The organism is Hominenteromicrobium sp., from assembly GCF_046974225.1.
Lineage (GTDB): Bacteria > Bacillota > Clostridia > Oscillospirales > Acutalibacteraceae > Hominenteromicrobium > Hominenteromicrobium mulieris.
The window spans coordinates 105,826-128,630 of sequence record NZ_JBKWAE010000003.1; the positions used below are offsets into that span (position 1 = coordinate 105,826).

General features: G+C 51.7%; 19 protein-coding genes. 7 read left to right on the forward strand and 12 right to left on the reverse strand.

What is annotated here, in order from left to right; all coding sequences use genetic code 11:
• Nucleotides 1-15: 15 nt before the first annotated feature.
• Both ACLTX1_RS03490 and ACLTX1_RS03495 read left to right on the forward strand, forming a co-directional pair.
• The gene (locus ACLTX1_RS03490; RefSeq protein WP_308448622.1) at nucleotides 16-816 is read left to right on the forward strand and encodes an ABC transporter permease; all 801 of its coding nucleotides are present in this window, start codon (nucleotides 16-18) and stop codon (nucleotides 814-816) included.
• A 14-nt stretch (nucleotides 817-830) separates the two neighbouring features.
• Nucleotides 831-1,811 carry an ATP-binding cassette domain-containing protein gene (locus ACLTX1_RS03495; protein WP_308448621.1) on the forward strand — a complete coding sequence of 327 codons (981 nt, stop codon included), beginning with the start codon at nucleotides 831-833 and terminating at the stop codon, nucleotides 1,809-1,811.
• Nucleotides 1,812-1,889: 78 nt separating this feature from the next.
• On the opposite strand, the gene ACLTX1_RS03500 is transcribed toward ACLTX1_RS03495, so the two are convergent.
• Nucleotides 1,890-2,612, reverse strand: coding sequence for an ATP-binding protein (locus ACLTX1_RS03500; protein ID WP_308448620.1), 723 nt, complete (start codon nucleotides 2,610-2,612; stop codon nucleotides 1,890-1,892).
• 12 nt (nucleotides 2,613-2,624) lie between these two features.
• Nucleotides 2,625-3,323, reverse strand: coding sequence for a LytTR family DNA-binding domain-containing protein (locus tag ACLTX1_RS03505; protein WP_308448619.1), 699 nt, complete (start codon nucleotides 3,321-3,323; stop codon nucleotides 2,625-2,627).
• 441 nt (nucleotides 3,324-3,764) lie between these two features.
• Between ACLTX1_RS03505 and ACLTX1_RS03510 the strand changes: the two genes are divergently transcribed.
• The 3 genes from ACLTX1_RS03510 (at nucleotide 3,765) to ychF (ending at nucleotide 6,550) form a co-directional block, all read left to right on the forward strand.
• Nucleotides 3,765-3,896 carry an excisionase gene (locus ACLTX1_RS03510; protein WP_395506788.1) on the forward strand — a complete coding sequence of 44 codons (132 nt, stop codon included), beginning with the start codon at nucleotides 3,765-3,767 and terminating at the stop codon, nucleotides 3,894-3,896.
• Nucleotides 3,897-4,015: 119 nt separating this feature from the next.
• Nucleotides 4,016-5,197 carry a tyrosine-type recombinase/integrase gene (locus ACLTX1_RS03515; RefSeq protein WP_395506789.1) on the forward strand — a complete coding sequence of 394 codons (1,182 nt, stop codon included), beginning with the start codon at nucleotides 4,016-4,018 and terminating at the stop codon, nucleotides 5,195-5,197.
• A gap of 258 nt (nucleotides 5,198-5,455) precedes the next feature.
• Nucleotides 5,456-6,550, forward strand: coding sequence for a redox-regulated ATPase YchF (gene ychF, locus ACLTX1_RS03520; RefSeq protein ID WP_176819738.1), 1,095 nt, complete (start codon nucleotides 5,456-5,458; stop codon nucleotides 6,548-6,550).
• Nucleotides 6,551-6,633: 83 nt separating this feature from the next.
• Here ychF and ACLTX1_RS03525 read toward each other — a convergent pair whose 3' ends face one another.
• The 5 genes from ACLTX1_RS03525 to ACLTX1_RS03545 all read right to left on the reverse strand — a co-directional run bounded on the left by ACLTX1_RS03525 (nucleotide 6,634) and on the right by ACLTX1_RS03545 (nucleotide 12,057).
• Nucleotides 6,634-8,613 carry an FtsX-like permease family protein gene (locus tag ACLTX1_RS03525; RefSeq protein WP_412330464.1) on the reverse strand — a complete coding sequence of 660 codons (1,980 nt, stop codon included), beginning with the start codon at nucleotides 8,611-8,613 and terminating at the stop codon, nucleotides 6,634-6,636.
• Between the two features lie 15 nt (nucleotides 8,614-8,628).
• Nucleotides 8,629-9,384 (reverse strand): ABC transporter ATP-binding protein, encoded by a 756-nt coding sequence (locus tag ACLTX1_RS03530; protein WP_412330465.1) that lies wholly within the window; start codon nucleotides 9,382-9,384, stop codon nucleotides 8,629-8,631.
• 108 nt (nucleotides 9,385-9,492) lie between these two features.
• Nucleotides 9,493-10,497, reverse strand: coding sequence for a sensor histidine kinase (locus ACLTX1_RS03535; RefSeq protein ID WP_412330466.1), 1,005 nt, complete (start codon nucleotides 10,495-10,497; stop codon nucleotides 9,493-9,495).
• Nucleotides 10,498-10,505: 8 nt separating this feature from the next.
• Nucleotides 10,506-11,183: a response regulator transcription factor gene (locus ACLTX1_RS03540; protein WP_176819734.1), complete on the reverse strand. Its 678-nt coding sequence runs from the start codon at nucleotides 11,181-11,183 to the stop codon at nucleotides 10,506-10,508.
• A gap of 28 nt (nucleotides 11,184-11,211) precedes the next feature.
• A complete protein-coding gene (locus tag ACLTX1_RS03545; RefSeq protein WP_412330467.1) occupies nucleotides 11,212-12,057 on the reverse strand; it encodes a sugar phosphate isomerase/epimerase family protein in 846 nt (281 codons plus the stop codon).
• Between the two features lie 173 nt (nucleotides 12,058-12,230).
• Here ACLTX1_RS03545 and ACLTX1_RS03550 point away from each other — a divergent pair, with 173 nt between their 5' ends.
• Both ACLTX1_RS03550 and sigE read left to right on the forward strand, forming a co-directional pair.
• Entirely contained in the window at nucleotides 12,231-13,091 is an 861-nt protein-coding gene (locus ACLTX1_RS03550) for a sigma-E processing peptidase SpoIIGA (RefSeq protein WP_412330468.1), read from the forward strand.
• A gap of 20 nt (nucleotides 13,092-13,111) precedes the next feature.
• Nucleotides 13,112-13,804, forward strand: coding sequence for an RNA polymerase sporulation sigma factor SigE (gene sigE, locus ACLTX1_RS03555; protein ID WP_412266566.1), 693 nt, complete (start codon nucleotides 13,112-13,114; stop codon nucleotides 13,802-13,804).
• 95 nt (nucleotides 13,805-13,899) lie between these two features.
• On the opposite strand, the gene ACLTX1_RS03560 is transcribed toward sigE, so the two are convergent.
• The 5 genes from ACLTX1_RS03560 to typA form a co-directional block, all read right to left on the reverse strand.
• Nucleotides 13,900-15,204, reverse strand: a complete 1,305-nt coding sequence (locus ACLTX1_RS03560) for an alpha-amylase family glycosyl hydrolase (protein ID WP_395590273.1) — start codon at nucleotides 15,202-15,204, stop codon at nucleotides 13,900-13,902.
• A 41-nt stretch (nucleotides 15,205-15,245) separates the two neighbouring features.
• Nucleotides 15,246-16,547, reverse strand: coding sequence for a M18 family aminopeptidase (locus ACLTX1_RS03565; RefSeq protein WP_412330469.1), 1,302 nt, complete (start codon nucleotides 16,545-16,547; stop codon nucleotides 15,246-15,248).
• Nucleotides 16,548-16,668: 121 nt separating this feature from the next.
• Entirely contained in the window at nucleotides 16,669-19,179 is a 2,511-nt protein-coding gene (locus ACLTX1_RS03570; protein WP_412330470.1) for a glycoside hydrolase domain-containing protein, read from the reverse strand.
• Nucleotides 19,176-20,873, reverse strand: a complete 1,698-nt coding sequence (gene pgeF, locus ACLTX1_RS03575) for a peptidoglycan editing factor PgeF (protein ID WP_412264176.1) — start codon at nucleotides 20,871-20,873, stop codon at nucleotides 19,176-19,178. Before pgeF ends, ACLTX1_RS03570 begins: the two co-directional genes overlap by 4 nt.
• A gap of 40 nt (nucleotides 20,874-20,913) precedes the next feature.
• Nucleotides 20,914-22,737: a translational GTPase TypA gene (gene typA, locus ACLTX1_RS03580; protein WP_176819727.1), complete on the reverse strand. Its 1,824-nt coding sequence runs from the start codon at nucleotides 22,735-22,737 to the stop codon at nucleotides 20,914-20,916.
• Between the last annotated feature and the right edge of the window lie 68 nt (nucleotides 22,738-22,805).

Below are 22,805 nucleotides of genomic sequence, written 5' to 3' on the forward strand. Positions count from 1 at the left end.
GAAAGGAGGTCCGTAATGTTCTATCTATTCTTGGCAAAACAATTTATTCGCACACAGTGGCGGTCTCAAAACGAGTATCGCTTTTCATTCATTATGGGTATCTTGGCTCAAGGTACAAACTTTGTGTTTCGGTATCTGGCTTTGTATCTTTTGGTTTCAAGGTTTGGATCTCTCAACGGATGGAATTCTCGAGAATTACTTCTGATCTATTCTTTCTCACAATTCACATACGCAATCGGTTCAACATTTACACATGACCTTTGCAGACAGCTTCCGAATCTTGCCCGCACTGGTGACCTGAACAGTTATCTGATTCGACCGGTACACTCACTTTTCCTTGCAATATTCACGAATTTCAATGTTGGATATATTACGCACTTTACAATATCTGCCACTGTAATGATTTTCAGCTTTATTTCTCTCGGTGTTACACTAAATCTTTGGGGCATACTTTGGCTAGTTATCACATTGGTATCGGGCGGCATTATCTCCGGATGCGTCTTTTTGATTTCCTCGCTTCCAAGTGTTGTAGCCATTGGCAATGTTTCTCTTAAGAACATTACATATGTTTTCAAGGATGTTGTTCAGTATCCGCTTTCTATTTTCGGCACACCTTTGCAAATCATTCTGACCGTTTTCATACCTCTTGGATTCACGACGTTTTATCCACTGCAGCCTTTACTTGGAAAACAGGACATGGGTATTTTTCCAGTGTTTATCCAATATTTGTCTCCTCTCGTTGCAATTGTGATGGTACTCTTACTACTCCTCGCTTGGAGGACAGTCATTAATAAATACGAAAGCACCGGAACATAAGAAAGGGGTTTATTATGGCTTATATAGAATTACATGATGTTGTTAAGGATTTCAAAATCAAAAATAGACGCAATGGCGCTTTTGGAAATGTGAAAAACTTTTTTGCACCGCAGTATCTAACGAAACGCGCGGTAGACCATATCTCTCTGGAAATTAATCGAGGTGAAATGGTCGGATATATCGGTCCGAATGGAGCGGGCAAATCTACGACAATCAAAATACTCACGGGTATTCTGTTGCCCACCAGCGGCTATGTAAAAGTTGGTAATCTTGAGCCGTACAAAAATCGAAAGCAGAACGCCTTACATATGGGTGCAGTCTTTGGACAGCGCTCTCAGCTCCTGTGGGATCTGCCGGTACAAGATGCACTGGACTTGTTTCGTGGGATGTACCGGATTGAAGAAAAGACCTACAAGAAAAATGTAGAGATGTTCTGCGATTTGCTTGGACTCGATCAATTCCTTATGCAACCTGCGCGTCAGCTGAGTTTAGGACAGAAAATGCGCGCAAATCTGGCACTCGCATTAATACATGATCCTGATGTAGTTTATTTGGATGAACCTACAATTGGTCTTGATGTCCTCGCAAAGGATAATATCCGCGCGTTTCTGCGGGAAATCAACAAAGAGAAAAACACGACGGTACTGTTGACAACACACGATATGACAGATATCGAGAGTGTATGCGACCGTTTAGTTCTGATCAATAGCGGTAGTGTTCTTTATGACGGCGGTCTCAACGCCTTCAAGGAACAGTACTCCAAAGGCTACAGTATCCGCGTAACTTTTGCCGATCCAAAAGAAGCGATTCAGGATACTAGATTTGAATTGATTGAAAAGAAAGACGCAGAGTCGATATACCATGTTTCTCAGTCGGATTTTCAGCCCGGAGAGGCACTTGCTTTTCTGGCAAGTCACTGCAAAATGCAGGATATCAGTATTATTGAAACACCTATCGAGGAAATTGTTAAAGCAATATACAAACACGAAGCATAACAAGAAGACAAGAGTGAACTGTAAAAATACGGTTCATTCTTGTCTTTTTTATTAATAATCATTTTTTTGACTGCTGTCTCAGCCTGCCGGCAGCATAACGTTCACACAGAAAACAAGGTCTTCTTCATAAATATCCAGCAAACCATTGTATTTTTCTATAATGGCTCGAATCTGCTTTATTCCCATGCCATGTTTTTCCGGTTCCGCATGTGTAGAATGCAGATCCGGGTTAACTGCCAAAACAGAGGAATTGATACTGTTTCGTACCGAAATAGCTTCATATCCGCGCTTTTTACTGATGGATACGGAAATTTGCCGCTTATCCGAGTTTGCTGCGGCGTGGATAGCATTGTCGAGTAGATTGGTTAATAGAGAAGAGAAGTCGACACTATCAATTTTTTGGAATTTAAGGTTCTCTATCTGCAGCTGCATATGTACCTGCATCTGCTGGGCTTGCTGCAGTTTTAAATTCAGAATGTAATTCAATAGCGCATTTCCACTGTCAATATAAGAGTACTCCAGATTAAGCTTGTCCAAAATCTGTGCAGTGTAAGTACGAGCTTCATCATACTTTTCATTTCCTAAAGACATAGCGATGACCATAAGATGGTTGCGCATATCATGCTTTAAGCGACGCGTATTTTCATGGATAGAACGCACATTTTCTTCTGTAGCACGCATTTTTTCCAAAGCTTCATCGGCTGTAGCTACCTTCTCGCGTAGCTGAATCGTTTCGTCCAGCAAAGCTTTATAATCTGCGTTCAGTCGTATAAATTCCTGTTCTAGTACTTTCTTTCGCATAGAATAACCTCTTTAGCGGAACGACCGCATGATTTGCTGCTTGGCATTCTCTGCCCAAGCGCGCCCAATGGGGAGCTCTGTTCCGTTTTCCAGCGTTATGCTGACCGTGTGCAGCAGGTGCACAGCGGAGCAATTTACCAGAAAGCCTTTGTGTATACGTACGAATCCGTGAGAATCAAACTGTTCCTGCATTTCACGCATGGTGGAACGACAGGAATAACAATCTGCCGCAGTATATATTTTTACGTAATTTCCATCAGCTTCGAGATGTGTGATGTCAGAGAACGGGAGTCGGACGGAAACGCTGCCAGAACGAAATGTAAAGGCATCGATCCTTGCGGATACTTCGTGTGCAGCACGGAGTAGTACACGTTCGAGATCCTCATGATAACGGCTTTTACGAACAAAATCAAATGGTTTGTACTGAAATGTTTCGTATACAAGAGATTCCTGATTCGTAATAAAGATCAAAAGAGCTCGATTGTTCCGCTGCAGCAATTCTCCGGCAATATCAAATCCGGTAAGACGCGGCATATCAATGTCCAGTAATATGAGTTCCGGCGCAAATGCTTCGAGCTCATCTATAAAGCAGTTAGGATCACTGGATACCAGCCACGTTGGAGAGATACCGGCACGCTTATAGCAAGCAGTACAGAACTTCTGCAGTTCATCAAGAATTATGGGTTCGTCATCACACATTGCAATTCTCATATGGCATCTCCTTTTCTAGTGATATGAATTAATTATAACTTATTAACCCCGAAGTGTCCAGCAGAAGCTTCTGAAAACCAAACGCGAGGATATTGGTGGAAAGGAATGAACTATCGCAACGAGTAAGGTTAATTCCATACGTAATCGCCATAGAAAATCAGCTACTTTCTACCGCTAAAAGAACTGGCAAGAGTCCCCCTCATCTTCCTATTCCCTTCTCTATAGATCTTCTCAGCCGCTTCTGCAGAAGAAAGGCCAATGGTTATGGCGGTCTCATAGAAGGTGGGAGACTTATATTTCCGGTTTTGCACCCTATGGCAATCCGGGCAGACCCCGGTGCGTATACGAATCACTTCCTGTTCCTGGTAGGAGAGTGCGTTGTAAGCAGAGAAAAGCGTTTCTGTCAACTCCTTTTGGACCAGTGTGCGAAGCGGTTCATATGTGTCATCTCCACAAATCTCTTCACAGCTTTCTTCGCCGTCATCGTCGGCATACTGCCGGTATGTCGGCACCAAAAAGCTGGTAAAACGCAAGGAGTTCGAAGAATATATCAGTCAGAGTCTGATCATCTAACATAAATCGCTAACGAAAGAAGAAAAGTTTCAAATTATGCCTTGAGAAAAAGAGCACTTTATGCTAAGATTAGAATTTAGTAGTGTGCTCTTTTCGCTCAGGCAGAAAGGAGTAAAACTATGGGCAAAAACCTCAAAGGCAAGGAATGTGGAAAAGGTATTCATCAAAGAAAAGACGGTCTGTACAGCGCAAGATTTGTTGACCGATTCGGAAAACGGCACGAGAAGTATTTTCAGACACTTCCCGAAGCGCGCAACTGGATTGAAGACAGCAAATACGCTGACAAACACGACGATATTTTTGTTCCTACAGATATGACAGTCGATGAGTGGTTTAACTTCTGGATAGAAAACATTGTGGGCGATCTTGCTCCCAATACTCTCAGAAATTACAGGGAAAGGTACGAACATAATATCAAGCCCGTTATGGGTAAAATGCTTATCTCCAATGTTAAACCGATGCACTGCAAGAAGGTGCTTCTTGATATGGATGCAAACTATGCAGGCTCTACCATTCGGCAGACTTATATCGCCATGGGAACCATGTTCAAAGCAGCCAAGATGAATGATGTGATCGCTAAGCACCCTATGGACGGAGTTCGATATTCAAAACCTGTGCGTGCGAAAGATGACATCAAATTCTTCACCCGTGAGGAACAAAGCAAATTTCTTGAAGCAGCCCGAAAATCACACAATTACGAGCAATACGCGCTGATTCTTGAAACCGAACTTCGTACCGGTGAGCTGATCGGACTGACATGGGATGCAATCGATTTTGAGCATCGGATGCTTACAGTAAACAAGACACTCGAATTTCGCCATGCGCAGCAATTCTGGCGAGCGGGTCCTCCGAAAACCCAGCAAAGCTATCGGACGATTCCCTTGACAGACAGGGCGTACGACATATTCAAGAAATTATGGGATAACAGGCACGAGAGATATGAATCTCCTGCTTTATCTGAAACTCTTGAATATGTGGACAGACGCACGGGCATGATGGCTAAACTTGTGATGCGTGATCTTGTCTTCATCAACTGGCGCACCGGGCAACCGAACAAAAACAGTTCTTATGATACCCACCTCTACAAACTTTGCGATAAAGCCGGTATCAAGCGGGTATGTATGCATGCTCTGCGGCACACATACGCAACCCGTGCAATCGAAAGCGGTATGCCCCCTAAAATACTGCAAACCCTTCTGGGACACGCCAGCATAAAAACAACCATGGATAGATATGTTCATGTAACCGATGAATCCATGAATCAGGCGATGATCCAGTTCCAGCAAGATGCGGTCTATTAATCAGCCATTCGTAAATGGCGTAAAAAATGGCGTAGACAGTAAATCAGCAGGCAGAAAAAAACTAGTAAAAAAATCGGTGCAATACCAAAAGCGCTGATTTCGGACATTTATCAGCAGTAAAATCCCCCTGAAAACGGGGGATTCTGATAAAAACCGATATATTTTAATGCGAGAATGGCGTAAAAATGGCGTAAAATCCAAAAGCCAAATCGCAAAAGCCCAGTAAATCCGGGAATTTTTCTAAGGAGAATGATAAATATGAAATTAGGTATCGTCGGTCTGCCGAACGTCGGCAAGAGCACACTTTTTAATGCGATCACGAATGCGGGGGCGCAGTCTGCGAACTACCCGTTCTGCACCATTGAGCCGAACGTGGGCGTTGTTGCCGTGCCGGACAAGCGCCTCGATAAGCTGGCAGAAATGTACGAGCCGGAAAAGTTCACCCCGGCGACGATCGAGTTTGTGGACATTGCGGGTCTTGTGAAGGGCGCGTCAAAGGGCGAGGGTCTCGGCAACAAGTTTCTCTCCAACATCCGCGAGGTGGATGCGGTGGTTCATGTGGTGCGCTGCTTCGAAAACGACGACATTATTCACGTCGAGGGCTCCATCGACCCGGCCCGCGACATTGAGACAATCGACCTTGAGCTGATTCTCTCCGACATCGAGGTGCTCGACCGCCGCATTGACAAGACGAAGAAGATGATTAAGGCGGACAAGAAGTACCAGAGCGAGCTGGAGTTCTTTGAGCGCGTACACGAGGCGCTGGATGCCGGAAAGCCCGCCCGCAGCGTGGCGTGTGACGAGGAGGAAGCCGAGTTGCTCGCTTCCGTCAACCTACTGACGAACAAGCCCATCATTTTCGCCGCCAACATGAGCGAATCCGACTTTGCAAACGGCATTGAAAACAACCCCGGCTATCTCGCCGTGAAGAAGATCGCCGACGAGCAGCACGCTGCTGTGCTGCCGATCTGCGCGGAGATCGAAGCCGAAATTTCCGGCATGGACCCGGAGGAAAAGGAACTTTTCCTCGCCGACATGGGTTTGACCGAATCCGGCCTTGACCGCCTCATCAACGCGTGCTACTCCCTGCTCGGTCTCATCTCCTACCTGACCGCCGGCAAGCCCGAGGTACGCGCCTGGACGATTAAGAAGGGCACGAAGGCCCCGCAGGCTGCGGGCAAAATTCACAGCGATTTCGAGCGCGGCTTCATCCGTGCCGAGGTCATTGCATTTGACGACCTGATGGCATGCGGCACCATGGCGGCCGCGAAAGAAAAAGGCCTTGTACGCAGCGAAGGCAAGGAGTATGTGATGCAGGACGGCGACATCGTTCTGTTCCGCTTCAACGTTTAATCTTCAAACAAAAATTGCAAAGCCCTCCGCTTCCGATTTTTCGGGATGCGGAGGGCTTTTTGCAGGAATAAATCTTGTAATCTCTATTTGTTATCTTCGCTGATGATGCGGTAATACACCTTTGCGGTGAGGGCATAGACGACCGCATAGAGCACGGAGAATACGAGGAACGACGCGACGGTGCAGGTAATAAACACCGTTTCGGAGCTGAGCATCATAGCGCGCAGAATAGCGCGGATGATGGGGTACGCGAACATCACGTGGATGCCGGCTGTGATGAGCGGCAGGAAGAAAACGGTCAAAATCTGCGTATGGATAGCGTGCTTTACTTCCTTTTGGCTGAGGCCGACCTGCTGCATGATGGCAAAGCGGTTCTTATCCTCCATACCTTCGGAAATCTGCTTATAGTAAATGATGAGCACGGCCGCCATGGTGAACACAAAGCCGAGCGAGATGCCCATAAAGAGGAAGCTGCCATACATGCTGCGAATTTCCTTCGTGTTTTCGACACGGCACTCAAAATTGAAGTATCCGTCTTCGTCCCAGAATACGCTTTCTTCGTCCGGCATGATGGTCGTAACGTCTTCGCGGATCGCATCGTAAAACGTCTGTTGTTCCTCATCTCTCAGTTTGCCGAGCGAGATGCAGTAGTACTCGGTGGGCGTGATGACTTGACTTTTTTCCGCATAATCCGGCAGAACAACGACATACGGCTTTGAGACGTAAGCGTGATATCTGCCGCGCAGGTTAAAGGACTTCGGCGTGGGTAAAAGCGTATACGTCGTGCCCGCAAATGTCATGGTGTCCGGCATAGGTACGCCGTCTACACTCATATAAAGCGCCGTGCCCGGTTCCACGGTCACGTTTTCGCCTGTGATGCGGTTATAGGTCTCTGCGGAAAAAAACAGCACGTTACGCGTGATGGAGTCGACCTGCGCGGTGCCGTCTTTCATGAAGATTGCAGAGGAATGGTCTTCGGTTTCTTCTGTGGAATCGTAGCCGGTCAGGAATTCATAGGACGTATAGCTGCCGCCCGGAACACTTTTCAGCTCATCGGTCAGAAAGGTGTCCATGTCGATCATGTGGTTCGGGTCTTCCATACTCACCAGAACATCTGCCGGATAACGTGTGTGGATCATATCCTCGGCGCCAAACCACAGCGAGCAGGTGGAGGACAAAATGACGAGCACCATGGTGGAGAGAATGCAGATATTTGCAAGGCCGACGGCGTTTTGCTTCATGCGGTACAGCATGCCGGAAACACTGATGAAGTGGCTTGTTTTGTAATAATAATTTTTATTGCGGCGCAAAAGCTTTAAAAGCGCGATGCTGCCCGCCGTGAACAGGAAATACGTGCCGATAATGACGAGGAGGACGGCAACGAAAAACAGGGAGATAGCGAGGACAGGCTCACGGGAAGACAGAATGGAAAGCGCATAGCCGGAGCCGAGGCACAGCACGCCGAGAATGGCCATGAACGCTTTCGTCTTCGGCTCGCGCTCGCCGACATTCGTGCCGTGCAGAAGCTCTATGGGGCGCGAAATGCGCACACGAAACACATTCGAGATGTAAATCAAAACGTAGATTACGCCAAACACAACAGCAACGTACTGCAGGCTTTTCGGTATGATGTGAAAGCCGTAATTCGGCGTGATGCGTATCATTTTGGCAACGATGAGAAATGTGAGTTTATCAAGCAAAATGCCGACGGCGCAACCGCCTACAATAACGATAAGCGCCGTGAAAAGCGTTTCCAACCCGATGACGCGGGCAATGTGGCCTTTATTCATGCCGAGCACATTATAGAGACCGAGTTCCTTTTTACGCTGCTTCATCAAAAAGCTGTTCGTGTAAAACAAAAATATAACGGCAAACAGCATGACGACGGTGCTGCCGAGCGTGAACATCATTTGCGACGTAGGACCGAGCTCCGTATTATTGGAAAGCGAATTTAAAATGTAGCTGACCGCTGCCACAAAAACGCCCGCCATCATAAACGGCACGTAGCTGCGGCGGTGCTTTTTGATGTTCTGCGCCGCCAAACGCACATATAAGTTATTCATTTTCGTGCCCTCCCGTTACGCGCCTGCCGCCATGGCGGTGAGGGTATCCGAAATACGGTGGAACATATCTTCATTTGTGGAACCACCGCGGTAAATTTGGTGGAACACAACGCCGTCCTTGATGAACAGTACGCGGCCGGCATGGCTTGCGGCCTTAGTGGAGTGCGTAACCATCAAAATCGTCTGACCGGCGCGGTTAATCTCGCCAAAGAGCGATAAAAGGCTGTCGGACGCGCGGGAATCGAGTGCGCCGGTGGGCTCATCCGCAAGGAGAATCTGCGGTGAGGTGATGAGCGCACGCGCCACTGCGGCGCGCTGCTTCTGGCCGCCGGAGACCTCGTACGGGTACTTCTGGAGCAGATCTGCAATGCCGAGCTGCTGCGCGAGCGGCAGAAGCTTCGCCTGCATCTCCGGGAAATGCTTGCCCGCCAAAACGAGCGGCAGAAAAATATTATCCTGCAGGGTGAAGGTATCAAGCAAGTTGAAATCCTGAAAAACAAACCCGAGGTTCTGGCGGCGGAACGAAGCAATCTCTTTTTCTCCGATGGTTGAGAGTGCTCGGCCGTTTAAGAACACCTCACCCTCCGTGGGACGGTCAAGCGCCGCCAGGATATTTAAGAGCGTCGTTTTGCCGGAGCCGGATTCGCCCATGATGGCGACATACTCGCCGCGCTCCACGGCAAATGTGACATTTGTGAGCGCCTGCACACGGCTGCCGCCGAACCGCGTGGTGTATACCTTTTTCAATCCATTGACTTCCAAAACAGCCATAAATAAGTCTCCTTTTTCAATTCGTTGACAAAAGTATACAGCAAAAAGCGGACGCAGAACATCGATTCACCTTACAAAATGAAAGGCGGAGCTTACATTTTTGTAAGGTCACTCCACCTGTAAATTGCTTTCCTTCATGTCGAGCGAAAAGGTGCTGCCTGCGCCGGGGGCGGACTGCACGGAAAGCGTGTGGCCGAGCATATCGGCGGCGCGGCGGCTCAGATACATGCCGAGACCCGTCGATTTCTTTTCTGCCCTGCCGTTATAGCCCGTGAAGCCCTTTTCAAAAATGCGCGGCAGGTCTTCCGGTGCGATGCCGATGCCGGTATCGCTGACCTTCAAGATCTTATCCTTTGTGACGGTGACGGTCACGGTGCCGCTTTCCGTATATTTTACGGCGTTTGCGAGCAGCTGACCTAAAATGAACGCCAACCACTTTTCGTCCGTTAAGACCTGCACCGGGGCAATATCGCACTTTAACGCGATGTGCTTGCGGACAAACTGCCCGGCGTACTGCCGCACAACGCGCTTTATGACGGGTTCGACCTCGACTTTGGCGAACACAAGGTCGTTTGACGTGCTGTTTAGGCGGGCGTAATTCAAGGCCATTTCGGCATAGCGGTCTATGCGGAACAGCTCTGCGGAAAGTGCGCGGCTGCGCGGGGTATCTTCTTCGCCAAGCATCAGCCGCATGGCGGAGATGGGCGTTTTGATCTGGTGTACCCACATGGTGAAATAATCGGTGTTCTCCTCCTGCCCACGGCGGCGGTCGGTCTCACTTTGGGCGAGCTTGGTGCACAGCATGCGCACGGCTTCGTCATAACACACGGCCGTGCTGCCCGAGGGCTCCGGGAGGTCATCGCGCGATTCGGGCAGATTCAAAAGCGCCGATTCCAACCGTCGAAACTGCTTATGAAACCGCAGATAGCTTAAAATAAAGCTTAAAAGCCCCACCGCCGCGCACAGCAGCGCCGCGTACAAAACGGGATCGGCGGGCAAATCGTATAAATAGAGGATCACCGCAAAAATGGCAAAGCACAGCAGCAAAAACGCGATCTGCAAAATGTGTGCGCACAGGTATGAGAAAAACAGCGCGCTTTCTTTTTTCTTCATGGGTCACCTCACAAAACGACATAGCCGCTGCCGACGCGCGTCGTGATGAAATCGGTCAGGCCGATGCCGGAAAGCTTCTTACGCAGGCGGGTCATGTTGACGGTCAGCGTGTTTTCTTCAATGTACAGGTCGTATTCCCAAAGGCGTGTCATGAGCGTTTCGCGGCTGACGACCTTGCCGCGGCTTTCCATAAGCGTCTGCAAAATGCGGAACTCATTGCGCGTGAGCTGCACCTTTTGGCCGTCGTGCGTCACGGTCTCATCGTTCAGGTTCAAGACCGCGCCGCCACGCTCAATGACCGGCACACGGTCGCCGAGGTCGTAGGTACGGCGCAAAACGGCGCGAATTTTTGCCATAAGCACGGAGGGGTCGAACGGCTTTGCGATAAAATCATCGCCGCCCATGTCTACCGCCATCACAATATTCATATTTTCCGACGCGCTGGAAACGAAAATGATCGGCACGGCGGATATTTTTCGGATCTCGCTGCACCAGTGGTAGCCGTTAAAAAACGGCAGGGTGATGTCCATGAGGACAAGATGCGGGTCGAAATCCGTAAATTCGCGCAGAACATCGCGAAAATCGCGGACACAGCGCGGGGTAAGCCCCCAAGATTCGATGATGCGGCTGACCGCACCCGCAATAGCCTCATCATCTTCAACAATCAAAATTCTGTGATTTTCCATAGTATCTCCAATTTACAAATCGTTAGCCTCACTTCTCCCCGAGTACCTGCTTCAAAAACGCCGCCGAGCGCTCCATGCATTTCAGCTGCTCTATGGAGCCGAAATGTTCTGCCGCAAAGCTGCCGGTGTAACCGGAGTCAAGCAAAACACGCATCATTTTTTCAATGGGCAGATTGCCGTCGCCTACCGCCACGGGATACAGTTTGCGGTTTGCGACCGTGACGCACGGACTGCCGGTGTTTTCCGTAAACGTGCGGTCTTTGCAGTGCACGGACGCAATGTACGGACGGAACAGGGAAAAGCTCTTCACCGCGTCCTCCTCATTATAAAGGAAATTGCCGGTATCAAAGCCGCAGCGCAGACCGGGCACATGCCGCATGAACCACATGAGCTCATCGGCACGGGAGTACGGCGCCGTAAGATTATCGAACTCCTCCATGACAACCGTGATGCCGTGCTTTTCCGCTTCCGCTGTAAGCTCCGTTAAAGATGCCGCCATGCGCAGACGGCGGGTTTCATACTTTGTGCTGCCGCGCACCATTTCGTCCTCCGTCAAAAAGCCCGCCACGGCAAGCAGGAACTTGCAGTTTGCTTTTTCGCAGCAGTCTATGACGCGCAGAGATTCCGCACGGTCGTTTTCCGGGGAACCCGTCTCGCTGCCGAAATCGAAAAAATTATAAATGCCGTTCACGCAAAGACCGAATTTTTGCAGCGCAGGCAAAATTACATCACCCTCGTTTTTGATGCGGTTCGCGTCGAGCTCCACACCGTCAAAGCCAAAGCGTTTTACCGCCGCGCACACTTCATCTAATGTAATATTCTCCTGCTTCATGGCTTCTGCCATGTGCTCGTAAAAAACAGAAATTCGGTTCATATAAACGCCACCTCCAAAAGTATTTTCAGCATAGCAGGCAATGCGGATTTTGTCAATGCAAAACCCGCAAGCAGCACGCGTTCCGCTGCCTTATCCGAAAATTTTTCCTGGCGGCACAATGTGACAGAATCAAAATTTGTCCCACATGTATACTGGTGTCGGGAGGTGAAAGCGTGACCGTTTATGCCGACCTGCTTTTCATCGTAAACCTCTACATAGACGCGCTTTTGCTCAGCGCGGTACGGCGTTTTTTGCGGCTGCCGCTTACGGGAAAAAGGCTTTTGCTCGCTTCCGTGCTCGGCGGGGTGTTTGGGCTTTCTGCCCTGCTGCCCGCGCTGCCGGGGGTTGTTTTGTTTCCACTGGCGCTGTTGGAATCGCTTGCGCTGTGCGCGGCGGCGTTTGCGCCAAAGCCGATGACGCAGCTTTTAAAAGCCGTTTTTTTGCTGTTTTTGTTTGGCGCGGCGCTTTCCGGGCTTTTGACGGCTGCGGCGTATTTTCTGCCGATACACGGCATTTTGCTCGCAAACGGCGCGGTGTATTTTAACATTTCCGCATTGACGCTCATTTTGCTCACGTGCGTCTCTTACGGCGTGCTGTACGGCTTCGACCGCCTGTTTCGAAAAAAGGAGCCGGACGTGTTTTTCGCAAAACTGACCATCACACGGCAGGGCAAAACCGTCACGCTGCCGGCGAAAATTGACACGGGGCTGACGCTGACGGAGCCTTTTTCCGGCACGCCTGCCATCGTTGCGGATCGATGTGCGCTCGGTGACATATTGCCGCCGAATTTCGGAATGCAAAGCACGGAAAATGCTGTTTCTATGCGGCTCATCCCGTTTTCTTCACTCGGAGCGGACGGTGTTTTGCCCGCGTTTCAGCCGGATGCGGCTTCGCTTTCGGGCATATCAATCGAATGTTGGGTAGCCGTGACCGACCGCACGCTTTCCGCAGGGAGTTTTCAGGCGCTCGTCGGCGCCGCCGTGTGTGACGCCGCGCAGATACAGGGTTTAAAACCCGGAAAGGACATCCCATGAAACACGATTTTCTCACCCGCATGCGCGAAATTTTTGCTCACTTTTTATCAAAGCTGAACGAAGACACCTGCCACTACATAAACGGCCCGGAAACGCTTCCGCCACCGCTGACGAAAGCGGAAGAACAGGTGATTTTTCAGAACATCCGTGACGGAAAACCGAACGCACGCGACCCTCTTATTACGCATAACCTGCGGCTTGTCGTGTACATTGCGAAAAAATTTGAATCGCCTGCCGTGAACGTGGAAGACCTCATTTCCATCGGCACCATCGGGCTCATCAAAGCGGTAAATACGTTCAGCGTGGAGCGCAATATCAAGCTTGCGACGTATGCTTCTCGGTGCATTGAAAACGAGATTCTGATGTACCTGCGCAAAACGGCGCAGCTGAAAAACGAGATCTCGCTCGACGACCCGCTGAATGTGGATTGGGACGGCAACGAGCTCCTGCTCTCCGATCTACTCGGCAGCGACCCCGACATTGTGAATCGCGGCATCGAGCAGGAATCGGAAAAGCAAACGCTGCTCCGTGCCGTTGAAAAGCTTGACCCGCGCGAAAAGCAGATCATGGAGCTGCGGTTTGGGCTGAACCGGCAAAAGGAGCACACGCAAAAGGAAGTTGCCGATGCACTCGGCATTTCGCAGTCGTACATCTCAAGGCTTGAAAAGCGCATTTTGCACCGATTGAAAACAGAAATGGAGAAGGCGGGATAAACACGCCATAAACACGACAAAAAGCAGATGTATCTACCGATTTTGGTGACACATCTGCTTTTTCTAAAAAATACACCGGTTTTAAAGCATTCGGTTTATACGAGCTTCAAATATTTGACCCCATACGGCGGCAGCTCCACCCTGCCGTGGATGTCGCTTGTTTCGCCGGTTAAAAAATCGACCGCTTTGTACTCGCCGCGGGCGTCTATGGAACACGGCGCGTTTTCCGCATTGACGGCAACAAACACCGTCTCATGATCACAATGACGCTCAAACAGCAGATTTTTATTCTGAATGGTGATATTCTTATAATCTCCGTAATTTAATGCGCGGCTTTCGGTCTTCACCTTCGCGAGTTTTTCGATGAACGCGGTCAGCTCATTTTCGACGGGTGCATCGAAGCACGGGCGCAGGGCGTTGTCACCCTCATGCTTTTCGCCTTTTGCGCCCCACTCGCTGCCGTAATACAGGCACGGAATGCCCGGCATGGCGAACAGCACACCGTACAGCGGGTAAATTTGCTTTTCGTCGTTTAAAATGCTCGCGATGCGCGTTACGTCGTGGTTATCGGCGAAGTTCATCAGGTGCTTGCCGCGGTACAGCGTCCACGGCTCCGGGCCGAACTGCCGCCCGAGCGAATGTGCAATCTCAAAGAGATTCATCGAATTGAACGCAGAGTAAAGCCCCTTGTAGCACTCGTAGTTTGTCACGCTGTGCAGCAGGCCGTCTGCGGTGATGCGGTTGTAATCGCCGTGAATCATCTCGCCGATGAGCACAAACTCCGGCTTTTTGCCGTCGCAGTACGCGCGCAGGCGGCGCATGAAATCTTCATTCAACATGTACGCCACGTCAAGACGCAGGCCGTCGATGCCGAATTCGTCGATCCATCTGCCGACGCAGTTTAAAAGGTACTCGACAACGGTGGGGTTATAGAGATTGAGCTTGACAAGCTCGTAATGTCCCTCCCAGCCCTCGTACCAAAAGCCGTCGTTATAGGCGCTGTTACCGTCGAAATTCAAATGAAACCAGTCTTTATAGGGAGAGTCCCACTTTTTCTCCTGCACGTCACGGAACGCAAAAAAGCCGCGTCCCACATGGTTGAACACGCCGTCAAGCACAACTTTGATGCCGTTTTCGTGCAGCGCATCGCACACGGCTTTGAAGTCTTCATTCGTGCCGAGGCGGCAGTCTATTTTTGTAAAATCACGCGTATCGTAGCCGTGGTTGTCCGATTCAAACACCGGGGAAAAATACACCGCGCCGATATGCAGCTTTTTCAGGTGCGGAATCCACCCTTTGACCTTTTGAATGCGGTTCACGCACACGCCGTCGTTCGGCATGGGCGCACCGGTAAAGCCCAAGGGATAGATCTGGTAAAACACCGTTTCATCTGCCCACATTGTTATATCCGTTCCTTTCAAGAGAGTTATGCGATTGCAACTTAAAACGTATACATGCCGTCTGCCGTCTGGCGGATATCCGCGTTATAGAACGCCGTCATGGCTTTAACCATGTACGCGGTGTCTTTTTCGCCCGCCGTTTCCACGCAGGAGTGCATCGCGAGCTGCGGGATGCCGATATCGACCGTGTTGAGCGACAGATGACCGTTTGAGATATTGCCGAGCGTAGAGCCGCCCGCCATATCGGAGCGGTTGTGGAAGATCATCACCGGCACCTCGGCCTTACGGCAGATCTCGCCGAACACGGCGGCGGAAACGGAATCCGTCGTATACTTCTGGTTTGCACTGTACTTGATGACGATGCCGCCGTTTAAGTAGCAGCGGTTCGTCTGGTCACACTTTTCCGTGTAGTTCGGGTGCACGGCATGGGCATTATCGGCGGAAAGCATGAAGCTATCCGGCATTTTGCGCAGCCACTCCGCTTCGGGGATATTGAGCGCGGCAGCGATGCGACGCACGGTATCCGTGAGGAACGTGGAATCTGCGCCCTGCTTTGTCAGCGAGCCGACTTCTTCGTTATCGAACACGGCGCTGATGAGCAGCTTTTCTTTGTTTTCCGCGTTCAAAAACGCTTCCGTTGCGGAGAACGCGCACTGGAGGTCGTCGAGGCGCGGGGATGCAATAAATTCGTTCTCCATGCCGAATACAACGCCGTGCTGGCGCGGATAGAGGAACATATCGCTCGAGATGACGTCTTCCTTTTTAACGCCTGCCTCTTCCGCGATGAGCGCGTTATAATCGGCGTTTTCGCCGCCGAGCAAGGGCAGCAGATCGACCTGCGGGTTTAACTTGTGGTCTGCCATGCCGCGCGTCATGTGAATGGCAAGGCTCGGGATGATGCACAGGTCGCGGTCAATGTTCAAAAGCACGCTCCTTACGCCGCTTTCGGTACGCACCACGGCGCGGCCGGCAAGCGACAGCGGACGATCAAACCACGTGGAAAGAATCATGCCGCCGTAGCCTTCGGTGTTGAGCTTTTTGTAGTGACCCTCTACGGTGATCTCCGCGCCGCTCTTTACGCGGAACGTCGGGGAATCGCTGTGCGCGGAGACAATCTGCATGCCGTTATAGTTTTCCGGCACGGAGAACGCCAAAACAGAAGAGCCGTTGCGCGTCGTAAAGTAGCGCTTGCCCTTTTCGAGCGTCCAGGTTTCGTTTTCAAGCAGGCGAATGCAGCCCGCATCTTCCAACATTACACATATATTTTTCACCGCATGAAAACACGACGGAGAAGCGTCGATAAACTTCAGCAGCTTTTCGGTGGTTTCAGAAGTCTTTAACATTTCGGTCATTCCTTTCCTTGTTTCTATTCATCATAGCACAAAACGACAAATATGGGTAGAGCAAATTTCAGAAAAAAAGACCGCCGCACCGAAACAGTACGACAGTCTTTAAAAAATAAATTCATTTGCACGCATTTCCGATGGCTTCGTTCACGCGCTCGCGCAGATCAGGCAGATAGGACGATGTGCGCGGATAGTTTGCAAACGTCATACTTTCGCCGTCTCCGAGCAGTTTTAAGACGCTTTCGCGCCCGAGCTTTTCTTCGGCGAGCGACAACGCGCGCATATCATAAAGCGCCATGGCGAAAACCTTTTGCCGCAGCGACGGCAGCGGGCCGTTTTCGCCGGGATAGACGGAAAATCCGTCGCCACCCGGGAACGCGCCGCCTGCGTCCGTCACCTTGAACGGATCAATAACCGCTTTGGAGAGCTGCGAGTTCCAGAAGTTATAGCCCCAGTGCAGGAAGCCCGTGATGTGATACTTCCACATCTGCACGCCCAAAATGCGATTGCGGTTTGAGGGCATCGCGAGGAAACGGTTGCCCACGTCCACGCACTGACCGCAGCAGGTGTACGCCCACAGATCCGGCACATCGTTTTCGATAAACGGCGTGATATGATTCGTCGCGACGACGGGGTGCTTGACGAGCCCCTCCGTGTAGTAATCATACGACGAGAGCGCGTCGCGCAGAATGCAGCCGGGCAAATACGGCTCCACAACAGCTTTCGCCTTTAAGTAGTCCGCCTTGTGCTCCTCGCTCGGCTCGTCCGAAATGTGGAACATAAGGTCACTTTTTTCAACGCCTACTTCTTCAAAGAATGTAAGCAGCTGCGGCAGCAGCGCATGCAATAATGCCGCGTATTCCGGGTCGGTTGCCGCAGTATGCCAACCGAATTTCAGCTTGCGTTCGCCGTTTTCGGTGACGTAGATATTCGGCGCACATTTTGCACCCCACTGTGTGAAGAAGTGGGAAATCTCAAACTTAGAAATGCCGCAGTCCTTTGCGGTTTCCACCCAGCGGGCAAGCCTTGCGAAATCAAAATGATAACCCGCGTCGTTCTTTGTAATCTCCACAAGCTGCGTGCACGGGCGTTCTTTGCCGATCTCGGTATCGAGCGCGGGAGTGAACACCGGCGTCAGGATCATGTTCATGCCGTGTTCCGCCGCCATACGCATATACTTGTCTAACAATGCCCAGTGCTCTTTTGAGTAAATCTCCACGCCGTAGCGCGCTGCGATGCAGTCGCCATGGAACCACTGCGTGAACGTGAGCTTCTGCTCCGGCAAAGTGACCGGCGCGACCGTCAAACGGAAAATTTCGCTTTTGCCGTTTGCGCTGATCTCCACGGGGTAATCGCCGCCCGCGGCATCGTCGTTCACTTTGAGGCTCACCCACAGCACCTCGCGGCCGTTGACGTTCACCGCGCCATCCGTGACGGGATACAGCACATCCGGGAACGTGCTCGGCTCTGTTGTGATGTAGTCGTCATCGAACCTGTCCGGGTACGCGGAAAGCGTGCACGGCACATAGCCCTCGCGGTACACCGCCACTTTAACGGGTGCATCGGTGCGCACCTCAATGTAGTGTTCGCCCTCGCCCGTGACGATGGCCTGAAACGCGGTCTCTTCTCCGCGCAGAGCGCTCGCCTTCGGGTACGGCGCAAAGGTCTTTTCTTCCTGCGCCATGACTTTTTCCATCGGTGAAAGAAGCTGGATCGTTGTCTGCATGGATTTTTCCTCCCCTAAGTTGACCGTGTCAAACTGTGTAAAATCCGGTATATAACGTTCGCCGGCGGCGCTGCGCTTTTGGCAGAAGCCGGGCAAACCCAGTTCCAACATATAATTTTGTACCTTGCGGCTCTCCCGCAGGGTGATGCGGCGGTTGATGTCCGCAAATTCCGGCTCGCGCAAAACACGTCCCATCGGCGTATACTGGCTCATCAGGCTCACGGGCACGCCCGGGAAATGCTGTTTGATGAGCTCCAGCGCCTGCATGGAATTGCGCGTGTGGCCGGGCAAAATGAGCTGCCGAATGATGATGCCCTTTTGCAGCATGCCGTTTTCGTCGTACATATTTTCGCCCGTCTGTCGCACCATTTCATGAATGGCAGCAAGCGCCGTTTCACAGTAGTGCGGCGCATTGGAAAGCCGCACGGCGAGATCGTCGTCCGCATATTTGAAATCCGGCAGGTAAATGTCGACGAGCCCATCTAACATGCGCAGTGTCTCGACCGATTCATACCCGCCGCAGTTGTAGACAATGGGCACGCGCGGCTTATAGATGCGCAGCGCTTCGGCAATTTGCGATGCAAAGTGCGTCGGCGTAACAAGGTTGATGTTGTGCGCACCCATAGCTTCGAGTTTTTTTATCGTCTCGATGAATTCTTCAACCGTAAAATCCTTGCCGTGTAGGCTTTCACCGGAGATCTCGCTGTTCTGGCAAAACGCGCAGCGCAGCGAGCAGCCGGTAAAAAAGATCGTGCCACTGCCGCGCGTACCGCTGATGGGCGGCTCCTCCCAGTAATGGAGCTTCGCGCGCGCAATGTGCATTTTGTCGCCGCTTTGGCAGTAGCCGCGCATGATTTCACGGTCAACACCGCATTTTCGCGGGCACAGTGTGCAAACGCTCATGCGTTTTGTTCCCTGAGCATCAGGAACCCGGCGTTAGAGCCGCGCTTGCCGCGCGTCACGCGGTGTGAAAACAGCAGGTCGCTGTTGCACATGGTGCACACGCCGCCCGTTGTGATGTGCTCGGGCAGCACGCCTGCACCTAATAAGAACGCACGGTTGCACGCCCAAAGATCAACGTGGAATTTGCCGTTGCCGTCGTCCGTGACGAATTTGTCGCTGTCGGGCAGCGCGAGGAATTCCTCCGCACACGGGGCGTCCACCTCAAAGCACTCCTTTGCAATGGACGGACCGATGGCCGCGAGCAGATCCTCGGGGCGGGTATCGAATTCCTCCTGCATTTTCTCTACAGTAGCTTTTGCCATTCCGTTCACCGTGCCGCGCCAACCGGCGTGCGAAAGCCCAATGGCGTGATGAATGGGGTCGTAGAAGTAAAGCGGCACACAGTCCGCCGCGTAAATGAGCAGCGGCAGATTCGGCTCATCCGTCACAAGGCCGTCCACGCTTTCCATGTCCTTCGGCTTCCAAATACCTGTGCCGGCGTTTTTCATCGTGACACGGCGCACGTTCGTGTGGTGATCCTGCGCACCCGCCGTTATATTCTCTACAGGGATATTCGCCGCTTGAGCGATGAGACGGAAATTCTCTTTTACATTTTCGTCGCTGTCGCCGCGGTTGAATCCGAGGTTCATAGCAGCAAACTCTTCTTCACTCACGCCGCCGATGCGCGTGGAGAAGCAGTGCGTAAGGTACGGGATATTCTCCCACGCCTTAAACGTCAGCAGTCCCACACCGTTTTCCTTGATTGTCAGACGCATATCGGCGATGTCTGCGTTTTCGGCGCGACGCGGCTTTTCGATTTTCGGCAGCGGAATGGATTTGCGGCTCACGATAATACCCTCATACTTCTGCTTCACGCGCAGCTGACCGCAGAATTCGTAGCCGCACTTTTCGCACTTAAATGTGCTGCGCAGACTCTTGTTTTTCACAGTCCATTTGCCGCGGCGCTTTGCTTCGCCGCCGCATTTTTCGCACGTGAAATGCAGATGCTCTTTTTCGATCAACGGGCTGTTCACGTCACAGATATACGTCGTTTTAAACGTGATGCGTCTGTAAAACTCCGGGTCCTTGCAGTCCTGAATGAACGGGCGGAACGTATCCTTTGTGTAAATGCGCTCCAGCACCATGGCGGACAGCACGCTGTCGTCGAGCGCGCGGTGGTGGTCGAGCGCACCGTCATCGATGGAAAGCAGCTCTGCCGCTTTGGAAAGCCCAAGCTGCTCCTTGCCGTCCTCGCCAAGGCGCTTTTCCACGTACTGCTGTAAATCGACATAGCGCTGCAAAAACGGAACGGTCTCCCCACCGCCGAAATAGCGGCAGTTTTCAATCAGCGCCAGAATGTCCGACGTGCCCCACGTGGCAATCACGCAGTCGCCCGCCCATTTTTTGAAGCGGCTCATCACCTGCATGTACGGGCGCGCGTCCAAAAGATTCGCATCCGTAATGTTGGTGAGGTCCGAGATAATCGCGCTGATCTTTTTTGTCACCTGCGGTTTGACAAAGCAGGAAAACCGGTCTGTGATATTCAGTTGTGCATCGAGCTTGACAGCGCCGAACTCGATAATCTCATTGATAAAGCCGTGGAGACGGCGGCTGTACGCACCGTTCCACTCCAGATCCAAAATAACGATATTCATTGGCTCTCCGTGTGTCTTTTCCGTTGGTCAGGTTTATAAATTACTTCTTTTTCGCAGCCTGCTTCATGCGCAGCTCTTTGCTCAGCACCATTTTGCGCATGCGGATGCTCTTCGGCGTGATCTCCACAAGCTCGTCGTCCGCGATGAACTCGAGGGACTGCTCCAGAGAGAGCACGGTGTGCGGGGTCAGCTTCAGTGCGTCGTCGGAGCCGGAAGCACGGGTGTTTGTCGCGTGCTTCTTCTTGCAGACGTTGATGACGATGTCGTCGCCCTTCGGGTTGCTGCCGACAATCATGCCCTCGTAAACCGGTACGCCCGGCCCGATAAACAGGCGGCCTCTATCCTGTGCATAGAACAGACCGTAAGCCGTGGACTCGCCGGTCTCGTGTACAACGAGAGAACCGGTGCTGCGCTGCTGAATATCTCCCTTATACGGCTCGTAGCAATCGAACACGTGGTTCATGATGCCGTTGCCGTTCGTGTCCGTAAGGAACTCGGAGCGGTAGCCCATAATGCCGCGGGACGGGATCTTGAATTCGAGGTGTGTGGTGCCGCTGTCGCGGGTACCCATGTTGAGCAGCTCTGCCTTTCTGGTGCCGAGCTTCTCCATGACCGCGCCGACGTAGTTATCCGGAACTTCAATCATCAAAAGCTCCATCGGCTCCAGCTTCTTGCCGTTTTCTTCCTTGAAAATAACGCTCGGGCGGGAGACCTGGAATTCGTAGTTCTGGCGGCGCATCTGCTCGATAAGAATGGAGAGGTGCAGCTCGCCGCGGCCGGATACCTTAAACGTATCGGCGGAATCCGTCTCTTCCACGCGCATAGCAACGTTCGTTTCGACCTCCTTAAACAGGCGGTCGCGCAGGTTGCGGGAGGTGACATATTTGCCCTCGCGGCCCGCAAACGGGGAATTGTTGACCATGAACATCATAGAAACGGTCGGCTCGTCGATCTTGACGAACGGCAGCGGCTCCACGTGCTCCGGGTCGCAGGCGGTCTCACCGATGTTGAGGTCTGCCATGCCGGAAACGGCCACGATGTCGCCGAGCTCTGCGCTCTCTGCGTCCACGCGCTTGAGGCCCTCAAACTGGTAGAGCTTCGTAATGCGCGCGTTGCGTTTTTCGTCGCTTGTGCTGCTGCAGATGGTAACGGTCTGGCCGACCTTTACGGAGCCGCGCTCCACTCGGCCGATACCGATACGGCCGACGTACTCATCATAGTCAATGTTGGAGAACAGCACCTGCGTCGGGCCGTCAAGGTCACCCTCCGGCGCCGGAACATCGTTTATAATGGCTTCAAACAGCGGCTTCATGTCCGTGCCCTTTTCGTCCGGCTGGTTCATGGCGTAGCCGTCACGTGCGGAAGCGTAGACCACCGGGAAATCGAGCTGGTCTTCGTCTGCACCGAGCTCAATGAAGAGGTCAAGCACTTCGTCCACGACTTCAAGCGGACGTGCGCCCGGACGGTCGACCTTATTGACGACAACGACCGGCTTTTTGCCAAGACCAAGCGCCTTCTTTAAAACAAAGCGCGTCTGCGGCATACATCCCTCAAACGCATCGACAAGCAGCAGAACGCCGTCTACCATCATCAGAATACGTTCCACCTCACCGCCGAAATCGGCATGGCCCGGGGTATCGACAATATTAATTTTGATGTCATTGTACATGACAGCTGTGTTTTTGGAGAGAATCGTAATGCCGCGCTCACGCTCCAAATCACCGGAGTCCATGACGCGCTCGGTTACGGCTTCGTTGCTGCGGAAAACGCCGCTCTGTCGCAGAAGCTGGTCCACAAGGGTGGTCTTGCCGTGGTCAACGTGTGCAATAATGGCTACGTTGCGCAAATTTTCTCTTTTTCCCATCTTTATCAATCCCTTTCTTTATCGTTCTTAACTTCAAACTGCTTCAAAAAATTCAAAACCGGCCGCGC

Coding starts and splice junctions, on each gene's coding strand:
- ACLTX1_RS03490 (WP_308448622.1), top strand. CDS start 16: ATGTTCTATCTATTCTTGGCAAAACAATTTATTCGCACACAGTGGCGG.
- ACLTX1_RS03495 (WP_308448621.1), top strand. CDS start 831: ATGGCTTATATAGAATTACATGATGTTGTTAAGGATTTCAAAATCAAA.
- ACLTX1_RS03500 (WP_308448620.1), bottom strand. CDS start 2,612: ATGCGAAAGAAAGTACTAGAACAGGAATTTATACGACTGAACGCAGAT.
- ACLTX1_RS03505 (WP_308448619.1), bottom strand. CDS start 3,323: ATGAGAATTGCAATGTGTGATGACGAACCCATAATTCTTGATGAACTG.
- ACLTX1_RS03515 (WP_395506789.1), top strand. CDS start 4,016: ATGGGCAAAAACCTCAAAGGCAAGGAATGTGGAAAAGGTATTCATCAA.
- ychF (WP_176819738.1), top strand. CDS start 5,456: ATGAAATTAGGTATCGTCGGTCTGCCGAACGTCGGCAAGAGCACACTT.
- ACLTX1_RS03525 (WP_412330464.1), bottom strand. CDS start 8,613: ATGAATAACTTATATGTGCGTTTGGCGGCGCAGAACATCAAAAAGCAC.
- ACLTX1_RS03530 (WP_412330465.1), bottom strand. CDS start 9,384: ATGGCTGTTTTGGAAGTCAATGGATTGAAAAAGGTATACACCACGCGG.
- ACLTX1_RS03535 (WP_412330466.1), bottom strand. CDS start 10,497: ATGAAGAAAAAAGAAAGCGCGCTGTTTTTCTCATACCTGTGCGCACAC.
- ACLTX1_RS03540 (WP_176819734.1), bottom strand. CDS start 11,183: ATGGAAAATCACAGAATTTTGATTGTTGAAGATGATGAGGCTATTGCG.
- ACLTX1_RS03545 (WP_412330467.1), bottom strand. CDS start 12,057: ATGAACCGAATTTCTGTTTTTTACGAGCACATGGCAGAAGCCATGAAG.
- sigE (WP_412266566.1), top strand. CDS start 13,112: ATGCGCGAAATTTTTGCTCACTTTTTATCAAAGCTGAACGAAGACACC.
- ACLTX1_RS03560 (WP_395590273.1), bottom strand. CDS start 15,204: ATGTGGGCAGATGAAACGGTGTTTTACCAGATCTATCCCTTGGGCTTT.
- ACLTX1_RS03565 (WP_412330469.1), bottom strand. CDS start 16,547: ATGTTAAAGACTTCTGAAACCACCGAAAAGCTGCTGAAGTTTATCGAC.
- ACLTX1_RS03570 (WP_412330470.1), bottom strand. CDS start 19,179: ATGAGCGTTTGCACACTGTGCCCGCGAAAATGCGGTGTTGACCGTGAA.
- pgeF (WP_412264176.1), bottom strand. CDS start 20,873: ATGAATATCGTTATTTTGGATCTGGAGTGGAACGGTGCGTACAGCCGC.
- typA (WP_176819727.1), bottom strand. CDS start 22,737: ATGGGAAAAAGAGAAAATTTGCGCAACGTAGCCATTATTGCACACGTT.